Origin of the sequence: Verminephrobacter aporrectodeae subsp. tuberculatae At4 (assembly GCF_000193225.1) — a bacterium.
In the GTDB taxonomy this organism is placed as follows: domain Bacteria; phylum Pseudomonadota; class Gammaproteobacteria; order Burkholderiales; family Burkholderiaceae_C; genus Acidovorax; species Acidovorax aporrectodeae.
The window spans coordinates 1-382 of the sequence record NZ_AFAL01000803.1; the positions used below are offsets into that span (position 1 = coordinate 1).

Consider the following 382-nt stretch of genomic DNA (forward strand, 5'->3'; position numbering starts at 1 on the left):
CGGCCAGCCGGCGCCGTGGCCGCTGCGCATGCAGGTGGATATCGGCGCGCTGGACCCGCGTTTGCGGCTCGCCCCCTGCTCCCGGGTCGAGCCCTACCTGCCCGTGGGCACGCGCCTGTGGGGGCGCACGCGCCTGGGGCTGCGCTGCGTGGCGGGAGCGGGTACGTGGAATGTGTTCCTGCCGGTGCTCGTGCGGGCCTGGGGTCCTGCCTGGGTGTTGACGCGCGACGTGGCGCCCGGCGCCGTCCTCGGCGCCGACGACGCCGCGCAGGCGCAGGTCGATTGGGCCGGCGAGTCCGCGCCGGTGCTGGCCCACCCCGATCTATGGGTGGGGCAGACCGCGGCCCGGCCACTGCGCGCGGGCCAGGCCCTGCGCCAGAAC

Annotated in this window: 1 protein-coding gene; it reads left to right on the forward strand. The window is 77.2% G+C overall.

Annotated elements, in window-relative coordinates; translation table 11 throughout:
- On the forward strand, positions 1 to 382 hold a 382-nt coding region (locus tag VTU_RS0121650; protein WP_010108774.1), incomplete at both ends, for an SAF domain-containing protein.